The sequence below is a fragment of the Alkalibaculum sporogenes genome (assembly GCF_009362815.1).
Lineage (GTDB): Bacteria > Bacillota > Clostridia > Eubacteriales > Alkalibacteraceae > Alkalibaculum_A > Alkalibaculum_A sporogenes.
This window is the reverse complement of record NZ_WHNX01000001.1, coordinates 209,759-227,951: the sequence shown is the minus strand read 5'-3', so window position 1 is coordinate 227,951 and position 18,193 is coordinate 209,759. Positions and strand designations below refer to the sequence as shown.

Below are 18,193 nucleotides of genomic sequence, written 5' to 3'. Positions count from 1 at the left end.
TGCACCTGTAACTCCTGAATATGCAGCTGAAATTGGCGCAGATGGTTATGCTCCTGATGCAGGTAGTGCTGCTGTAAAATCTAAAGAATTAGTAACAGCATAGAACATACCTAAATATAAGGAGGCATTGATATATGTTAACTAAGAGACAGAATTTAGCTGAAGTAATGAAAGGTGGAAATCCAGACCGGTTCGTCAATCAATATGAGTTTTTAAATATTATCATGGAAATACCTTTAGGCGTTGAATTTAGATATGGAGAAACATGGAAAGATCAATGGGGTATCACATGGCAATGGCCAGAAGGCCAGCTAGGCCAGTTTCCAGTACATGACGAGGAACACACTGTTTTGAAGGATATCACAAATTGGAAAAAATATGTGACAACACCCCCTATTCCAACTTCAGATGAAGCATGGGCTGCAGCTATTGAACATGCCAATTCTGTTGATCGTAACGAAGAATATGTCGCACCATTCTATGCCCCTGGTATCTTTGAAATGACTCATCACCTCATGGGAGTAGAAAATGCATTAATGGCTTTATATGAAGAACCTGAATCTATGCATGAGTTAATTGAAGCTCTTACTCAACGCGAACTAGAATTTGCAAAAATTGTGATTGAAAAAATCCATCCCGATGCAATTTTCCATCATGATGATTGGGGTAGCCAAATAAGCTCTTTCGTATCACCTGACATGTTTGAGGAGTTCTTTTTACCAGCTTATAAGAAGATATACGATTTCTATAAAGCCAATGGTGTTGAATTAGTTGTTCACCACAGTGATTCTTATGCCGCTAACTTGGTTCCTTTTATGATTGAAATGGGAGTTGATATCTGGCAAGGTGTAATGAACACAAACAATATTCCTGAACTTATAAAAGAATATGGTGGAAAAATCACCTTTATGGGAGGACTTCATAGTGGTTTGATTGATTTTCCTGCCTGGACTCCTGAAAATTGTGCGAAGCATGTTGAAGAAGCATGCAAAACCAATGGGAAAAAATATTTTATTCCGTGTTTGACTTCAGGTTTACCTATGGATTCATTCCCTGGAGTATATGCAGAAACAACTGCATGTATTGATAGAATGAGTAAAGAAATGTTCTAAACATGACAATGCCTTTTAGATTAATGATTAATTAATCTAAAAGGTTTTTTAAATGACAGAGAGTTACCTACCCTATTAAAAACTCGATTATAAACCTCATAAAAAAGCAATTATTTAATTCCCTTTATGTTTTTTTTCTACTTTAATTATCTGCTAAATCTACTACCTATATATCACTATTAAACAATTTTGAATAAGAATAGCGTCTGTGACTCGTTATTCAAGTATGATATCAAAACTTGAACCTCCTCAAGCTAGTCCAACTACCCATTATAAAATAAATTAATATAAATATTAATTATACACTAATTTGTAATTGTAATATTGTTAACAATATTATAAAATATAACTACGATACAATTATATGCTAAAAAGTCATTATTGTATCATGGAGAACTTTTTTTACTAATTAAGTGATAGATGACGTCAATTACAATAGCTCTCCAGTAGCAAAGTATAAAAAAATATTGTTTAGGAGTGAGAAAGAAATGAAAAAAACACCTTTTGATCCAAAAGAACTAAAAGTAGTACGTGAAGAACCTAATTTTTTTGGTAACACAAATCCTATCTATGACTTCCCCATTAGCTTGCGAGAAAACTTTAAACGCACATTGGAAAAAGAGCCAGTATGGGAGTGTGCAGGAATAGAAACTTTCCTTTTCTGCCCAAGTGTTATCCCCGATAACATAGCACGAGCTTTTGTTATTGAAGCAAACATGATGCCTCCTCAAGATGGTATTGATATGTTTGGTATTCCTTGGGAATATGTGCCTTCCACAACTGGGTCTATGGTGAGACCAGGCAACCACCTTCTTATAGATGCTAATGATTGGAAAGAAGTTATAAAATTCCCTGATATTGATAGTTGGGATTGGGCAGGCAGTGCAAAAGCAAATAATGACACATTTCTAAATAATGATAAATTTAACAACGCATGGCAAATCAATGGATGGTGGTTTGAACGTCTAATATCCTTTATGGGCTTTGAAGGAGCTGCTGAAGCTCTCATTGACGATGATCAAAAGGATGCAGTAAAAGAACTTTTTGAAGCAACAACTGACCTAGCTTGTAGAATTGTTGATAAATTCGTAGAATATTATAATAATATTGATGGAATAACGGTCCATGACGACTGGGGTTCACAACGGTCTCCTTTCTTCTCACAAGCTACAGGTCAAGAAATGATAGTACCTTATATGAAGAAACTAACCGACCATATTCATTCGAAAGGACTTTATGCAGACTTACATAGTTGTGGTCACATAGAATCAAGGATACAATGTTTTATCGACGCAGGATGGGATTCTTGGACTCCTCAAGATATGAATGATACAATGAAGCTTTTTGAAGATTATGGCGACAAAATTTGCCTTGGAGTCATTCCTAAACAATACGACCCAGCAACAACTAGTGAAGAAGAACAAAGAGCTTATGCTAAAGAATTTGCAGAGCAAGTCTGTATACCAGGTAAATCTTCATTCTTGAGTTTATATGGAGCTAGTGTATTAACACTTCCTTACAGAGAGGAACTATATAAGCAATCAAGAACTATTTTGAGTCAAGAAGTGTCTTTCCAAGAATAAAAACAATGAGATTGATGTTATTTCAAACATGTAATCCTCTACAAAGCCAAGGGAAATATGCTTCACCTTTTTCTCTTGGCTTTAAGTCGTATGTTATTCATCCCCTTAGCTCGTTTTCTCTCCATAAATTTCCCCTCGTGTCAGCAGCTTCTAATTCCAAGCACCTACTCCAAGTGTCAAACCTAACGCACCAGTTATAGCAGGAGAAAAATACTGACCTATACCTTTCACTGACACATATATTGATACGCTAGTGTTGAAGCTCCTGAAGCCCTATTCATAGCATTAATTGTCATAGTTTGTTTCTATTAATGAGTAACCATGCTTTATCCGTCAAACAGTTTTGCAAACCATTACTAATTGAAACTAATGCTCGTTAGGTGCTCAATTAATAATTTACGCTTTTATTACAAATAATGTTTGACATAGTGTAATAAAGTATGAGAATATATAATATATATTATACATTAACTTGTTTTTATAATATTATGTGCGATTATCAAATGACTTATTAATTTTTTATATAAACTAGTTACTGTAAAGAATTTGCTATTTTACTACTATAAAATGTACTAGCATAATCGCGTAGTAGAGTAAAGACAGAAGAAATAAAAGTATTAAAAAGAGGTGGTGATTATTACTCAATTATAAACAGGTTTATTATTATAGTTAGATATTTTATCGATTTAACTAATTTTGAAGGGAGAAATAAATGGAAAATTCGAAATTAATGTCATCAGGTAAAGTTAGCACCAAAGAGTTGTTGGCTTTTAGTATCGGTTACTTAGGTTTACAACTTGGAGCAATTTCAGCAAATTATATTTCATATTTTTGGACAGATATTGCGTTAATCCCCCTTGGCGCTGTAGCTATGATTTTTTTAGTTTCTCGTATTTTTGATGGTGTAACTGATATTATTATAGGTTTTTTAATAGATAAGACAAAAAGTAAACATGGTAAAGCAAGACCTTGGCTTTTGTGGATGGCTGTGCCTTCCATCTTATCAATGGTAGCACTTTTCTATGTACCTAATATTAGTATGACCGGAAAAATAATATATGCATTTATTATATATAATGCTGTAGCATTATTCTTTTCTACTGCTTGTGCAATTCCCTTACAAACACTTACCTCTTTAATGACTTCTAGTTCTAAAGAACGTTTGAGATTAAACATGGTTGGACAAGCTTTTGCCAGTGCTATAGCAGTTATCGGTAATTTATATGCAGTAAAAGGTATTGCCGCATTTGGCGATGGTGGTCCAGGATACTTTAAATTTTTCGGATTACTATCAATTATAGCAGGATTTACTATGCTTATTACATTTAGAGGTACAAGAGAAAGAGTAGTACCGACTACCAGTAAATCTGACAAAAAACTCACACTCGGAGAAGGTTTCAAAGTACTTTTTTCAAATAAATACTGGGTTTGGGTTACTTTACTTCAAGTTTCTTCTTGGCTTTTCCCAGCGCTTATGGCAGTCAATATCTATTATATGATATGGGTGGTAAATGATCCAGACTTAATGGGCCCGTTTATGTCACTACTTTTCTTTGCAATGTTTATTGCAGTCTTAATCTTAGCTCCACTCTCACAAAAAATTGGAAAAGGCATGACAGCAACATTAGGTATGGTTCTTCAAATTATAGGGGGACTACTTCCTTTAATCAATCCAATATCCGTACCCCTTTTAATGGTAGCATCTGGTTTCAGAGGTGCAGGACCAGCTGCAATGCTAGGTACACGTCTTGCTTTTACAAGTGATGTAGTAGAATATGGCGAATGGAAAACAGGTGTTCGTACAGAAGGTTTGATATTTAGTGGAACAAGTATGGGTCAAAAAATAGGATTAGGCCTTGGTGGTGCATTAGTGTCCATAATGTTGGGAGTAGGTGGATATGTTGGCGGTGCAGCCACACAAACTGCATCAGCAATAAGTGCTATAACATTCACTTTTACTTGGTTATCTGCAATAGCTTCCTTACTTGCAGTTATATGTTTATTCAACCTTTCTAAACTACAAAAAGATATGCCTCAAATAATGAGTGACTTAGAAGAAAGAAAAGCATAATCAATATTAGATATCACAATTTAATAATTATATAATACATGGTGTTGGTATTGTAACCAGCACCTTTATCGTAAAAAATATATAAGTTTAAAGGAAGCTACTCAAAGAGCTGCTTCCTTTAAGTTTAAAAAGCCTTTAAGAAAATAGTTTATTAGTAGTATCTACAATCGTGATATACTACTACCTTTTAACTCATGCTATTTACTATTTTGTTAGATTCACAAGCTTTTCAGATGATTTTGTTACTTCTTCAATTGCAATAGAAATCTGTGATGTGGTTTCCACTTGAGTTTTGGAATCCTCCGAAATTGTTGATATCTCTTTGGATATATTTTCAATAGACTTTTTCATTCCATTAAGCATTTTAGATACTTCCTGTGCTGACTCATTACTTAAATTTGACAGTTTCCTCATTTCAGCAGCTACTACTGAAAAACCTTTACCTTCTTCTCCAGCTCGCGCCCCTTCAATGGCCGCATTTAATGCAAGAAGATTTGACTGTGATGATATTGCTGTAATACCCTCTATTATAGATCCAGCTTTACCAATTGTATTGTTCGTTTCTTCAGAAAGTTGCACAATATTTGACAGATAATTAGTAAGATTAAGTGCCTTAGATGAAATTTCCTGTATACTGGCGCTAATTTCTTCTAACACGGAAAATAAATCTTCTGAGGCTTCCGCAATTTGTATATCTTTTTCTATACTTCTTGCTAAGGCTAAAGCTCCTATTACATTTCCTTCATCATCTAATATTGGTTTTCCTATTCCTTGAAAAGCAAATCCAAAGACTTCTTTTGGTACGATATTATTTATAATACTCTTATTATGTATAACATCATAGATAGGTTCCTCTTCTCGAATTATATCACCTTTTCTTACCCCTGCATCGATTGACTCACTTGGATAGTAGGTTATACATTTTTCAGTATCTGTTAAATATACTGCAATATCTAATTCCTCTTGTAGTAATTCACTCATAACACCTACTAATTTCTCAAAAGCTTTCATTTGTAAATCATTATTCATTTTTTACCCTCCATAGACTATTAACGATACTATTGTATATGTCTTCTTTATTGTTGATATATAATATATCGGTATAATTCTAAACATTTTAAAGTAATTATATTAGTATTTTCAACACAAGTCAATTTAATCTCAATTGTAATATACTATATGATATCAACCACCCATTAAGTATAGCCTATACAATAAAAGCGTCTTCCACATGTTATTCAAGTATTATACCAAATTTTAAACCTCAGCAAGCTAGTCTAACTTTCCTATGATAAAATAAAGATAATGCTCTAAGAAGTAAATCCTAGAACATTATCTTCGTACTTATTATTTAATTGTCACTCATAATCCTTAGTCAGCATTAATCTAAATACTGAGCATTAAATTCATTGTATTCCTCAGTCGTCTGAATATCCCATGGACCTGCCTTCGCAAATGGTGAATTTTCATCATAGTATTCGTCAACATTTCCCGCATGAATTGACATTGTAGGTGTAAATGAGTTAGCAGGTAAATTGTTGGCATCAAAACCTTCTGCAAACATTCTGTTGATTAAATCAACAATTTTTTCACCATTATATGATGGAATATTTGTTGCTGTCGAGTACAATACTCCTTCTTTAATATACTTTAATGCCTCTCTAGTTCCGTCAGCAGCACATATTAGCAGAACGTCATCTCCTGGCACAAGATTATGCTGTCTAACTTCTGTAAAAACACCTGGAAGCATAGAGTCAGTCTCAACAAATAGAATATCCATGTCAGGATTAGCAGTAAGCAAATCAGAGGATGCAATTTGTCCTGCTGCTGCATCTGTTGCTTCCCCAGTACCGTACCCAACAAATTCTAGGCCCATTCCTGTATCTAAGAATTTACCTTGATCTCGAATTGTAATCCATATATCATAAGCCGCTAGAGTCGCTTCCCACTTATCTTTATATGGAGTCCCCCCTTTATTTGCACTTTCATACAAATATCCTGCAATGAAACCTGTAGGTCTACTTTGAGCATCTGCACTATCCATCATGCTTAAGGCCAATCCTACTTTAAGAGGCTCTCCGTCTTTTTCAAAAAGTTCTTTAGCCGCTTGTTCCCCTACTGCAAATCCTGAATTGAAACTGCCTGAAAGCACAGTAGTGACAACAGGATAATCGTCTGAAGCTTGTCTCGGTCCAGTAACAATTACAGGTATTCCTTCTGAAACCGCTCTCCTTATAGCTGCAACTGAAGAATCTATTTCAACTGCATTTAATACAATTATGTCAACACCTTGAGATACAAAAGTTTCTACTTGTGTAAGCTGACTTTGCAGATCAAAATTAGCATTTTGAAAATTAAGTGTGTAACCATACTTATCTGCTGCCAAATTTGCTGAGTTTATCATTTCCTCGAAAAAAGAACTACCTAAGAAAGCTCCTGCCCAGCCAATTACAACTTTCTCTTTTTTTTCAACAGGCAATGCTTTATCAACATCAGTCCTATCTTCCAATTTTAGAGGCTGCAATCCTGATAATGGAAGTCTGTCCTCTTTTTCCATTAATTGTTGATATGCTCCTATTACCTCTCCACTCGCTTCTTTTTCTGTGTCTTTACCTTCTTCACTATTTCCACATCCCATAAAAAACGAACCAACCATAGCAATAACCGTGAGCAAAGCCAAAACCTTAAATTTACTTCTCTTCATGTTCTTTCCCCCTTTTAACTTTTTTATATTTTCTGGGTAAAGTCCCAGATTATATAACCAATTTAAACTATCATTAATGTGATTTCTTAGAGGTTAACCCTTTCAACAAGACTGCAATTATAATAATTGCCGCTTTTACTACCATCTGGGGATAAGTAGGCAAATTAATTAGATTCATAATATTACCGATCACTGCAATGATGAAAACACCTACTACAGTAAATCCTACAGATCCTTCACCTCCTAGTAAACTTGTTCCACCTATTATAACAGCTGCAATCGTTGTCATATTATAGTCTACTGATGCGGTGAGTGCTGTTGCTGTTGCTGTTCTTGCAGTTATAATAACTCCAGCAACACCACTTAGAATTCCACTAATACCATATGACCAAAAAATATATTTTTTAGTATTTATTCCCGAAAGTCTTACGGCTGCTTCATTACTCCCTGTAGATATAAGTAGCCTACCAAACGTTGTGTATTTCATTATTAACAAAAATAGTACTACTACGAATACTGCTACATAAATAGGGTAAGGAATTCCTAGTAAAGGATCTCCATGCTCTCCAAATTTTATTAGAATACTGTTTCCAGTATCTTTAGTAGCTAGTAGAATTGTAGATCCCTTCGTTATCATAAATCCTACACCTTGAAAAGCCATCATAGTTGCGAGAGTCGTTATAATTGCAGGAACTTTAACAATAGACACTAAAAATCCATTTAATAAACCAATACCAAATGCAGACCCAATACCAATAATTATAGCAAGTAGAAGACCAGCTGAACTAGTCCCTAATCCCCATGTTTGAAGAGAATAAGCAACCATTATACTGCTAATTCCTGCCATCGAACTTACTGATAAATCTATACCGCCTGTTAACATAACCATTAAAACACCAATTGCTATAATCATATATGTAACCTGTTGCCTTAGTAAATTTGCAAGGTTACCGGATGTTAAAAATATAGGAGAAATGATTGATGCTACAATTAGTAATAATATCAAAATTAACAAGGGATAATATGTAGTCAATATTTTAGTACCTATACTCTTAAAGTCAAGGCCCAAAAAGCCTTCACTTGTATTATTATCAATTTTGCTTTGATTCATCTTTAGTAACCCCCATTGCATATTTAATTAGATTAATCTCTGATAGCTCTTCCTTTTGCAATTCTCCTACGCTTACACCTTCTCTAATTACAATAACTCTATCACACATACCAATAATCTCTGTCATTTCTGAAGAGATCATTATTACAGCGCATTTTTTTTCTACCATATCGTTTATAAGTTTGAAAATTTCTGTTTTTGAACCTACATCCACACCTCTTGTAGGTTCATCTAAAATTAAAATTCTCGAGTGTGCTGCTAAGAGCTTCGCCAATGCAACCTTTTGCTGGTTGCCTCCTGAGAGGCTGCTAACATTGTTATCCAATGATGCTGCTTTGATTCCAACTTCATTAGAAAATTGATTTACAAAGCTTCTTTCTTTTTTTAGATTTATACAACTGGCTGTACTGAAGTTGTTTAAGCATGTTAGTGTAATATTATGTTTTATGGGCATATTAAGTAGAACACCGTGGCTTTTTCTGTCTTCGGGAAGCAATCCTATCTTATGTTTAAATGCATCTTTTGCTGATTTAAACTTGATTTTCTTACCATCCAATTCAACAATTCCTCCGTCTAAATTATCTATACCTAGCATAGCCATTACTGCTTCTGTCCTACCTGCCCCAACCAGCCCACTTAATCCAAGAACTTCGCCGGATCTTACTTCAAAAGAAATATCTTTAACCAAGTTTCCTGCTTTTAGATTTTTAACACTTAGAACTACTTTTCCCATGCTGGTTTTTCTCTCAGGAAAAAATGTATCTAAATTGCGCCCAATCATCATTCTAACTAGTTCATCTTCATTTATAGATTGACTTTCTACGGTATTTACTAGATTACCGTCTTTTAAAACAGTTATTCTATCTGTAAGCGAAAATACTTCATCCAAACGATGTGATATATAAATTATTGACACTCCTTCATCTCTTAATTGATTTAACAATTCAAAAAGCTTTTCAACTTCTTTCATAGTTAAAACAGCTGTTGGTTCATCTAAAACTAGTACAGTAGACTTTCTGTTTAAAGCCTTGCATATCTCTACAATCTGTTGATATGCTACACTTAAATTCTTTACTTTTTCGCTTACATCAATTTCTCCAAATCCTAAATCATCTAAATATTTTTTAGCGCGTACTTTCAAATCTTTCCAATTTATAATATTTTTTTTCTCATTAAATTCATCTAGAAAAATATTCTCCATAACAGAAACATCTGGTATAAGCGAAATTTCCTGATATATTACTGAAATACCATTTTCCAAACCATCTTTAGGATTCTTGATTTTTACTTCTCTTCCACCTATCTTAATAGTACCTTTGTCTTGTGGTTGTGCACCTGCTAAAATCTTCATTAAAGTTGATTTTCCAGCACCGTTTTCACCAATTAAGGCGTGTATTTCTCCGGCTTTAACTTTTAAAGTTACATCAACTAACGCTTTTACACCTGCGAAACTTTTAGATATATTGCACATTTCGACTTGATATTCACTGATTGATGCAACTGAATATTCACCTTCAGATATTATTTCAGATTCTTTTTCAAGCAAAGCAATACCTCCCTCATAATTCTTTGTCAGTATCATGATACATTACAAAATCATAGAAACTATTGCAAATATGGTAACCTCTACCCTTTAACACTATAGCATCAAAATTATAATCACTATTATTATTATAATTTTTAATGCTTAAACTAAGCAATGATTCAAATGGACAAATATACATCAAAATAGTCCTCTTCCGTCGTCTATAATGACATATAAATAACGTAAAACATTACTTTATTCTATCCAATATTGCCACAGCTTGTTTCAGTAATTTCTGTTGCTTTAGAGGAAGTACAGCAATGATTAAAAAACTGTTAAAATACATAATCCAATAGCCGGAGCCATGGCTCCAACTATTGGATTATGTTTAACAATATATTTATTTTATAGTGTCACCTAAAAAATTAAAAGCTTATTTGTTTAATTTATTGATTTCTTCAGTAATTGCTTCGTATACACCAGGGTATACACTGCCTGGTCCTCCTTGTGTAATACATGGAATATAGTATTTGTTTCCACATCGTTCCACAGCATTTCGCACTTCGGCTCCAACACTCTCTTGTGACCAATCCTCTCTATCAATCAAAGAGTTGTCAATATCTCCCATAAAAGAAATCTTACCACCATATTTTTTTATTAGTTCAGGAACATTATTTGATGTAACACATCCTTGCCAAATATCGATTCCCATCTCTATCATAAGAGGTACTAAATTCGCACCAAAGGAATCGCTATGATGGACTATAAGTTCTACCCCGTTTGCTTTATAGAATCCATAAATCTTTTTGTAAGCAGGAACAATAAATTCTTCAAACATATCAGGTGCCATAAACGAATTTATTGAGCTACCCCAATCGTCATGATGAAAAATGCAATCAGGCTTATAATATTTCACCAATTCAGCAGCATACTTCAATTCATATTCTGTGATGTATTCAATTAATGCATGCATTTCTTCAGGTTCTTCATAGAAGTTTAGAAGGCAATCATCCATACCCATTAAATGATGGCACTGTTCAAATATTCCAGGAGCTACAAACGCCGTAGCAAAAACTTCGTTTCGGTCAATTGCTTGGATCGGTGGTAGGAATGGTTCCCATGCTTCAGGAGGAAGATCAGTCTTAGGTGCTTTTACAACCTCTCTCCATTTAGTAATGTCTTTAAGTACCTTGTGTTCTTCATCATGCATTGGGAAAGCTCCCGGTGCTCCAGCTGGCCAAGCAAAAGTAATTCCCCAAGCGTTCTTTTGTGGTTCTCCGCCAGGCATTGGACTCTTCCCTTGTCCAGTAATAGGATCTCCCATAATCATACCGTAAATTGCATCAGTACATACAAATGCTTCATACTGATTTACTAATCGATCAGGACTTCCTCCTTTAATCGTTTCCATAAGATTTTGTCTTTTAGTTAACATATTTCCTCCTAAAAATTTTGACCTTTTTACTTATTAAAAGCAATTTATCCATTTCTTTCTTAGCCTACTACTGTACTATTATTGTGTAAGCCCTAACCTGTTTCCGTTGATAAAATTATACATTATAATTTTATCATTGTCTATACTTTTGTACATATACTTAAAATTTCAATATTACTTATACATTAAATCTTACCTCGTAGTTCATTAATGTTATTTCAAATTATTTATTTTTTTTTTAGTATATTTATAGCCTCATACTACTAAATCTAAATATTATCTTTAAGTTATATATTATTTAGAGCAATCAAAAAGTATTTTGGGATATATAGATTTTTCAAACAGTTTAAATCCTTCAACAGCATCGCTCAATGGCATTATCTTACCGATTACCTTATCCAGTTGTAATCTCGGCATGAGGTTAATTGTACGAGGCATAATGGTAGTTGTAGTAAAAACTGTTTGAATTTTGCCTTCTTTCATATATAGGTCATATAAGTTTAGTGGCATTTCATAGTTTGGTGGAAATACTGCAAAGTAAACCATGGTACCCCCTTTACCCATAATTTTAAGTGCAGGTTCAGAAGCACTAGGTGAACCAGATGCCTCAAAAACGTAGTCAAAACCAATGCCTTCTGTAATTTCTATAGAGCGTTCCTCTATGTTTTCACTGAATGGGTCAATTACATATTCTGCTCCCATATCAAGTGCCAATTGGCGTTTAGATGCTACTGGGTCAATAGCGGTTACTTTTGCACTACCTGCGAGTAATATCATATTCAATAATATAGACCCAATCCCACCTACCCCCGAGATTGCAACTGTAGAGCCATGCTTTATTTGTGCTAAATCTAGAGCTCTAATTGTACAGTTTGCTGGCTCTACCAAACTATACCATTTCAAGTCAGCATCATCTGGAATTTTATACACTGCACTAACGTCAGTGACAACATATTCTGCAAAAGCACCTGTATCTTGGGAATTCTCACAATACTGTGTCTGTCCTCTCTTACAAGGCGGACAATTTCCACAACTTGTTACAGGAAAAAGAGAAACCTTGTCTCCCACTTTAAATCCATATTTCTCTGCATCTTGACCTAATTCTTCTATAACACCAGATGCTTCATGCCCAAGATGCATTGGTGGTTTTGCTCCTAAGACTCCCATAGTTACCATATGAACGTCTGTTGCGCAAAGAGCAGCATATGCAATTTTTACTTTTATTTGTTTAACACCTACATCTGGAATTTTCACTTGTCGAACCTCTACCGTATCATCATCCGTAAACCATACTTGTTTCATTGTTTTCATATTATTTCTCCTTTAAATTAAAGATTACATAACTATTATTTTACTTCCGTCATTAATATACTTCACTTGTACCTCCCTTCTATCATTTTATAATTTATATCGTAATTTAATATAATTATATTTTTTTACAACAATCTTAACAATGATTAAAATGGACCTGTAAAGACCTAATTAGTCCATTTGAATCGCTTTTGTTATTTATGTCTTAGGTTTGATTAGATCTTAATCTTTTATGGAATTACTGGGTAGCTTCCCTACTAACTAAAATTAAGCAATTTTAAAAGGATTGAGTCCTACATACTATAAGATTCAATCCTTTTATCTTGCTTTTAAAGATATATATGAAATGATTATTACGAAAATATTAAAGATATATTTATTATAATATATCTTTTGTAGTACTAATAAACTTGACCAAACCCATTTAACTCTCAATAGAAATAGAGATTATTTATCCCACAATTCATTCCACAAGCTCTTCCTCTTGTTCCACAGCTTTCAGTTGCAAATATTCACGCTGCCTGAGATGTGCCTTCCATCCTAATGCGAATACAATCATTGCTATCACTATCGGTATAGCGGCAAGTCTAAACATTACTGTATAATCATAACGAGCAAGAATAACACCTGCAATGGTAGGACCAAAAAAGCTACCAAGATCCATACCTAAAAAGTTAGTATTGCTAGCTACTCCTCGTCTAATTGGTGGTACTGACTGCATAACCATAACCTGAACTGCCGGTCCGGCTGCACTCATTCCTATAGCAGCACAAACTGCACCAACTATGATTAACTTTAAATCAGTAGCGTAAGAGACTGCAATAAACGCGCACATATAAAGCGTTACGGAAGGATAAAAGATTTTAGCAGACCCGTATTTATCAGTCAATTTTCCTGCAATAGGTCTAACAATTAGGGTGATAAATGCACTTACTGTAAAATAAAGGCTGATATTATTGATGTTTTTCCACTCACCATAAGGAATCAAGTATGTACCGAACAACACCATACCGATTGCCATTAGCATCGCTACAGTAGACGGAACGATTGCCTCTTTTGCGACAATATTTTTATACCACGCCCCTAAGGAAGCAATATCAGCTTTTGAAACTTTATTATTTGGAAGCATGATGCAAGGGATAACCGATATGGCTGCAAGGAGAGCAGCCATGAGAAAGATTCCCATAAAACCTCCTCTTTCTCCCATAAATCTTTCACCTATGCTTCTTGAAAAAACAGCAACAGTCGGACCAAAAGCCTGTGCAGCAATATAGCTGAGACCATACACCCCAAGCCCTGAAGCCATTTTACTCTCTGGCAATGAATCTGCAGCAACCGTAAGTGCTAATGAACCGTAAAAAGCAAGCTGTACACCATGTAGTACTCTCATTATTACAAAAATTTCAGTAGTTGGAAAAAAGGCGTATCCCAGATTGATTACAATACCACTTGAGTATACAATAATCATTAGCATCTTTTTATTTAGTACTGTAATGGCTGGACCAGAAATAGGCCTCATCAAGAATGCTACACCAAAATACAAACCAGCAATCACCCCGGTTAGAACTGGCCCTGTTCCAAGGTACCCCATATATGTAGAAACATACGTATTGACACCGAATTGTGCTAAACTAGTACAAATATTTGCAATTAGTACTAGTGTGAATCCTTTTGTCCAAATGGTTACTTTTTTATTTGTTTCATTACTAGTCATTGTATTCCTTCTTTCATAAATTCTTGTGAACAATTCACTTAATTAGTACGAATTTATTTTAATTATTTTAGAAGAATACTTACTATATACTAATTAGTATTCTATATCATAATTTTTCCAAACTCTTCGTACTGTTTAAGCTATCTAAATTTCTTATCTTCTTCTTCATTATCTTCTTATAGCTTCTAGGGGCTTCTCATATAGATTTTGTCTATAGCTTATTATTATATATAATTTCATAAATCACAATATATTACCTTAAAATATTTGAATATGTTTTGATTATATTCATAATTAAACTCTTCTTGAGCCCTACATGTACTTTCTCCTATTTTAAACTTACTTCAAGAATATTTTTATAGTACTTTAATAAGAAAATTTCTTATTTTACACGCTAAAGTTTCCTACAGGTTGATTTTTTCAACCAATATTGCCTTTCAATCCATTGTTTTATCATGAGTAACTTGTATAATTATAAGTGAGGTGGTTTTATGAAAGAATTAAATATTGGAAAAATAATTATTACAAAGAGAAAAGAAAAGGGCATTACCCAGGAGGATCTTGCGGTATATATTGGGGTTTCAAAGGCTTCCGTTTCAAAATGGGAAACTTGCCAAAGCTATCCCGACATAACTTTTCTTCCTCAATTAGCAGCTTATTTTAACATCAGCATAGACGAATTGATTGGCTACTCACCCCAGATGACTAAGGAAGATATCAAGAAATTGTATCATCGATTATCTTCAAATTTTAGTAGCAGGCCTTTTGACGAAACTCTAGCTGAGTGCCGTGGGATTATCAAAAAATACTATTCTTGTTTTCCCCTATTATTACAAATGGTTATTCTGCTCCTAAATCATTATATGCTTGCCAAAGATCAAGAATCCCAAGAAAAACTAATTCATGAAATTATAGCTTTATGTGTTCGTATTAAGGTGGAAAGCGATGATGTATGGCTTTCAAAACAAGCTAATTCTCTTGAAGCAACGTGCCAAATGGTTTTACAGCAGCCAATTGAAGTTTTAGAATTACTTGATGGAACAATGAAGCCATTATTAGGTGATGAAGCAATTCTTTCGGCCGCATACCAGATGACAGGAAATTTACAAAAGGCAAAATCAGTTTTACAGATAAGTATCTATCAACATTTACTCATTATTTTAGGTGTTTGTCCCAACTATTTGTTATTACATGTAAGCGACACAGAAAAATTCGAAGAGATCTTACATCGTATTCTTTCTGTGTCCCAAGTGTTTGAAATAGACACATTACATCCTAACGCATCAGCACAGTTGTACTTTGCAGCAGCTCAAGGCTACGCAATGCAAGACAATAAAGAAAAATCACTAAAAATGCTGAGTAAATATGCTGATATTTGTACGACAAATTTTTTCCCTTTAAAACTTCATGGAGATGAATTTTTCGATTGCATCGAAGAGTGGTTTGATGATTTTGACCTAGGAGCTAAAGCTCCTCGTGATGAAAAAGTCATAAAAGACAGCATGATAGATGCGATTATATCCAACCCTGTTTTTTCGGCGTTGATGGAAGATCCCAAATATAAAATAATCATTGAAACAATGAAACTAAAACTTGGAGGTAACTAATATGCAAGATATTATAGAATACTTACCCTTTTTAATGCCACTATTAATTATTCAATTAATACTTTTAATTACTGCTTTGATTCACGTGTTAAGGCATCCTAATTATCGCTTTGGCAATAGAGTTATTTGGATTTTTGTTGTGGTACTTATTCAAATTGTCGGTCCAATTATTTATTTCGTATTTGGAAGAGGTGAAGAATAGTGGATATCCTTAATATTGAACATCTATCTAAAAGTTTTGGAACAAATAATGTGATTGACGATCTGTCTTTTTCTGTACCGGAGAATTCTATTTTTGGCTTTATTGGTCAAAACGGTGCTGGCAAAACAACTACTATGAAGATGGTGTTGGGATTGTTGAAGGCTACAAGTGGGAAAATCAATGTTTGTGGAGAACAGGTTACTTATGGCCAAAATAAAACAAATAAATATATTGGTTATTTACCAGATGTTCCTGAATTTTATGGTTATATGAAACCATTTGAATATTTAAAACTTTGTGGTGAAATCACTGGGCTATCAGAAAATAAAATTAAAAGCAGAAGTGAAGAACTTTTAGTACTAGTAGGATTGAATAAATTCAACAAAAGAATAGGTGGATTTTCTCGTGGTATGAAACAAAGGCTTGGTATTGCTCAAGCATTACTAAATGAACCCCGACTACTAATCTGTGATGAACCAACCTCCGCACTTGACCCAGTGGGGCGAAAGGAAATACTCGATATACTTCATAAAGTCAAAGGAAAAACTACAGTGTTATTTTCTACCCACATTCTATCTGATGTAGAGCGGATTTGTGATAATATCGCCGTATTACATGGTGGAAAACTAGCACTTTGTGGCACACTATCTGAAGTCAAATCCCAACATAAGCAAGATGGGTTATTAGTGGAATTTGCTTCTCAAGTAGATAAACAACAATTTATGACTTCACACTCACTTGCTTCTCTTATGACCAATGTTGAGGTAACTAACACAAGCATTATTTTCCATACTCACGATATTGAAAAGACAGAGATGGCAGTAATATCAGCCTTTACAGAGACTAAGATCCTTCCTATCCGGTTGGAAGTACTCGAGCCTACACTTGAAAGCCTTTTTATGGAGGTGGTAAAATGAGATCCTATATTGCTTTTACGAAAAAAGAATTTCATGAAATTTGGAGTACCTACAAATTTTTTATTTTGATTACAGTCTTTTTATTGCTAGGCATGATGAACCCAATTACTGCAAAGATAACACCTCAACTACTTGACTCCTTTATGCCTGAGGGGATGGTTATTGCCATAGCTGAACCAACAGCACTAGATTCATGGATGCAATTTTTCAGTAATGTGCCACAAATAGGACTTATTGTCCTCGTTATCGTATTCAGCGGAGTAATGACTAGTGAGTTTAGCCGTGGCACACTAATCAATTTACTTACAAAAGGATTGTCTCGTAGCACTGTAATTCTTTCTAAATTTACAATGTCCAGCGCAGTATGGACACTATGCTATATACTATGCTTTGCTGTCACTTACTTTTATACAGCATATTTTTGGAGCAGTGAAAGCATTAATAATATCGGATTCTCAGTATTTTGCCTATGGCTCTTTGGGATCTTGCTCCTTGCGATTATCATGCTAGGAGGTGTTCTGTTTAAAAATAGCTATGGAGGTTTACTTCTTACCAGTGGATTAGTTGTTGTACTAATGCTTGTAAATATTGTTCCAAATCTTCAAAATTACAATCCTATTTCATTGGCATCTAACAATATGGCTCTGCTTACTGGGGATGTTCCTATCTCTGATTTTACTGGGGCTATTGTTATTTGTGGAGTTGGAATAATAGCATTTATTACATCAGCTATTATACTATTTAAAAAAAAGCAAATGTAATTTTTATGTAGCATATATATAATGATCATTTACATAAATATACATAAATAGCATTTAAATTTTTTTATACTTTTCCTATCTAAAAATAAGGCTAACTAACTTCAATTAGCCTTGTTTTTTAGTGATTTGATTTAATCTAG

Annotated in this window: 15 protein-coding genes and 1 pseudogene; 8 read left to right on the top strand and 8 right to left on the bottom strand. The window is 34.1% G+C overall.

Going from position 1 to position 18,193, the window contains the following annotated elements; all coding sequences use genetic code 11:
* The 4 genes and pseudogenes from GC105_RS17150 to GC105_RS01035 form a co-directional block, all read left to right on the top strand.
* Positions 1-103 (top strand): annotated as a pseudogene (locus GC105_RS17150) (cobalamin-binding protein); the annotation flags it as partial.
* A 31-nt stretch (positions 104-134) separates the two neighbouring features.
* Positions 135-1,112: a uroporphyrinogen decarboxylase family protein gene (locus GC105_RS01045; protein WP_152800797.1), complete on the top strand. Its 978-nt coding sequence runs from the start codon at positions 135-137 to the stop codon at positions 1,110-1,112.
* 488 nt (positions 1,113-1,600) lie between these two features.
* Positions 1,601-2,695, top strand: a complete 1,095-nt coding sequence (locus tag GC105_RS01040; RefSeq protein WP_152800795.1) for a uroporphyrinogen decarboxylase/cobalamine-independent methonine synthase family protein — start codon at positions 1,601-1,603, stop codon at positions 2,693-2,695.
* 712 nt (positions 2,696-3,407) lie between these two features.
* Positions 3,408-4,766, top strand: coding sequence for an MFS transporter (locus GC105_RS01035; RefSeq protein ID WP_152800792.1), 1,359 nt, complete (start codon positions 3,408-3,410; stop codon positions 4,764-4,766).
* Positions 4,767-4,970: 204 nt separating this feature from the next.
* On the opposite strand, the gene GC105_RS01030 is transcribed toward GC105_RS01035, so the two are convergent.
* The 8 genes from GC105_RS01030 to GC105_RS01000 all read right to left on the bottom strand — a co-directional run bounded on the left by GC105_RS01030 (position 4,971) and on the right by GC105_RS01000 (position 14,566).
* Positions 4,971-5,795 carry a methyl-accepting chemotaxis protein gene (locus GC105_RS01030; protein ID WP_152800790.1) on the bottom strand — a complete coding sequence of 275 codons (825 nt, stop codon included), beginning with the start codon at positions 5,793-5,795 and terminating at the stop codon, positions 4,971-4,973.
* A 352-nt stretch (positions 5,796-6,147) separates the two neighbouring features.
* The gene (locus GC105_RS01025) at positions 6,148-7,470 is read right to left on the bottom strand and encodes a sugar ABC transporter substrate-binding protein (RefSeq protein WP_152800788.1); all 1,323 of its coding nucleotides are present in this window, start codon (positions 7,468-7,470) and stop codon (positions 6,148-6,150) included.
* Between the two features lie 73 nt (positions 7,471-7,543).
* On the bottom strand, positions 7,544-8,581 hold the full coding sequence (locus GC105_RS01020) for an ABC transporter permease (RefSeq protein WP_193708224.1): 1,038 nt from the start codon (positions 8,579-8,581) through the stop codon (positions 7,544-7,546).
* A complete protein-coding gene (locus GC105_RS01015; protein WP_246169635.1) occupies positions 8,562-10,127 on the bottom strand; it encodes a sugar ABC transporter ATP-binding protein in 1,566 nt (521 codons plus the stop codon). Before GC105_RS01015 ends, GC105_RS01020 begins: the two co-directional genes overlap by 20 nt.
* 13 nt (positions 10,128-10,140) lie before the next feature.
* Positions 10,141-10,308, bottom strand: coding sequence for a hypothetical protein (locus tag GC105_RS16720; RefSeq protein WP_193708223.1), 168 nt, complete (start codon positions 10,306-10,308; stop codon positions 10,141-10,143).
* A 231-nt stretch (positions 10,309-10,539) separates the two neighbouring features.
* Positions 10,540-11,541: a uroporphyrinogen decarboxylase family protein gene (locus GC105_RS01010; RefSeq protein WP_152800782.1), complete on the bottom strand. Its 1,002-nt coding sequence runs from the start codon at positions 11,539-11,541 to the stop codon at positions 10,540-10,542.
* A gap of 294 nt (positions 11,542-11,835) precedes the next feature.
* Entirely contained in the window at positions 11,836-12,852 is a 1,017-nt protein-coding gene (locus GC105_RS01005; RefSeq protein ID WP_152800780.1) for a zinc-dependent alcohol dehydrogenase, read from the bottom strand.
* Between the two features lie 463 nt (positions 12,853-13,315).
* Positions 13,316-14,566, bottom strand: coding sequence for an MFS transporter (locus tag GC105_RS01000; RefSeq protein WP_152800778.1), 1,251 nt, complete (start codon positions 14,564-14,566; stop codon positions 13,316-13,318).
* Positions 14,567-15,057: 491 nt separating this feature from the next.
* Here GC105_RS01000 and GC105_RS00995 point away from each other — a divergent pair, with 491 nt between their 5' ends.
* The 4 genes from GC105_RS00995 to GC105_RS00980 are packed head-to-tail and all read left to right on the top strand — an operon-like array spanning position 15,058 to position 18,053.
* Positions 15,058-16,173, top strand: coding sequence for a helix-turn-helix domain-containing protein (locus GC105_RS00995; RefSeq protein WP_152800776.1), 1,116 nt, complete (start codon positions 15,058-15,060; stop codon positions 16,171-16,173).
* A 1-nt stretch (position 16,174) separates the two neighbouring features.
* Positions 16,175-16,375 carry a PLD nuclease N-terminal domain-containing protein gene (locus GC105_RS00990; RefSeq protein ID WP_152800774.1) on the top strand — a complete coding sequence of 67 codons (201 nt, stop codon included), beginning with the start codon at positions 16,175-16,177 and terminating at the stop codon, positions 16,373-16,375.
* The gene (locus GC105_RS00985) at positions 16,375-17,292 is read left to right on the top strand and encodes an ABC transporter ATP-binding protein (protein WP_343029913.1); all 918 of its coding nucleotides are present in this window, start codon (positions 16,375-16,377) and stop codon (positions 17,290-17,292) included. Before GC105_RS00990 ends, GC105_RS00985 begins: the two co-directional genes overlap by 1 nt.
* Positions 17,289-18,053 carry an ABC transporter permease gene (locus GC105_RS00980; RefSeq protein ID WP_152800772.1) on the top strand — a complete coding sequence of 255 codons (765 nt, stop codon included), beginning with the start codon at positions 17,289-17,291 and terminating at the stop codon, positions 18,051-18,053. Before GC105_RS00985 ends, GC105_RS00980 begins: the two co-directional genes overlap by 4 nt.
* The last annotated feature ends 140 nt before the right edge of the window (positions 18,054-18,193 follow it).